This is a genomic window from Sphingomonas sp. DMC6 (assembly GCF_056314225.1).
The window spans coordinates 1-1208 of record NZ_JBQUYT010000029.1; the positions used below are offsets into that span (position 1 = coordinate 1).

A 1208-nucleotide genomic window follows, 5' to 3' on the forward strand; every position below is an offset into this window, starting at 1 on the left:
TGATGATGTGGACGCCCCCGCACCGGGCGGCAGCTATGCTGTTGCCCGGCATCTGCAGAGGAGTGTTCACGATGACGATCACGACAATAGGACTCGATCTGGCGAAGAGCGTGTTTCAGGCACACGGCATCGACGAGAGCGGTGCCACGGTGTTGGTGAAGAAGTTGCATCGCAAACAGATGCTGCCCTTCTTCTCGAAGCTTGCGCCCTGCCTGATCGGGGTGGAAGCCTGTGGAACGGCACATTACTGGGCGCGCACGCTTGCAGCGATGGGCCATGAAGTTCGCCTGATCCCGCCGGCCTACGTGAAGGCATATGTGAAGCGCGGCAAAAGCGACGCGCTCGATGCCGAAGCGATCTGCGAAGCCGTGCAGCGACCAACCATGCGGTTCGTGCCAGTCAAGACGATCGAGCAACAGGGTATTCTCATGACCCATCGCGCCCGATCCCTCCTGGTTCGGCAACGGACCATGCTGGCCAATGCCCTGCGCGCGCACCTGGCGGAGTTGGGTCATGTTGCCAACCCCGGCATTGCCAACCTCGCCAAGCTGTCGGAGCAGGTGCTCGCCGACAAAAATGCCTTGCCGGCCTACGCCCGAACGGCGCTGGAGATATTGGTCCGCCAGATCATGGCTGTCAGCGGCGAGATCGCCGTGCTCGACCAGCAACTGATCGCCTGGCATATCGAGAGCGAAGCCAGTCGCAGGCTCGCTGCAATACCGGGCCTCGGCATTGTCACGGCAACGGCCATCGCCGCCACGGTCACCGATCCCGACCAGTTCTGTTCCGGCCGGCAGTTTGCCGCTTGGCTCGGTCTGACGCCGCAGCAACATTCGACCGGCGGCAAAACCAGACTGGGCGGCATCTCGAAGCAGGGAGATCGCTACCTGCGCAGGTTGCTCGTCGTCGGAGCGACCGCCGTCATGCGACACGTCAAAGACAAGCCCACGCCCATGGCCGACTGGATCAGGAAGCTCAGCGAGAAAAAGCCCTTCCGCGTCGTCTCGGTCGCGCTTGCCAACAAGCTCGCCCGGATCGCCTGGGTCGTGCTTACCCGCAAGGAGGCCTATCACCCTTACGCCAATTTGACCTGATCACCCCAGGTCGCCCGAAATGGTAATGGCAGTCGATGATGAGGAAAGATCGAGCCAATGGTGAGACGAACCCGTCTGATTCAATGCGCTTCAACGCGCGCGAGCCTGTTTAGG

Annotated in this window: 1 protein-coding gene; it reads left to right on the forward strand. The window is 61.7% G+C overall.

Annotation, left to right across the window (positions count from 1 at the left end; translation table 11 throughout):
* Positions 1-71: 71 nt before the first annotated feature.
* Positions 72-1094, forward strand: coding sequence for an IS110 family RNA-guided transposase (locus ACT53M_RS20130; RefSeq protein WP_476235699.1), 1023 nt, complete (start codon positions 72-74; stop codon positions 1092-1094).
* The last annotated feature ends 114 nt before the right edge of the window (positions 1095-1208 follow it).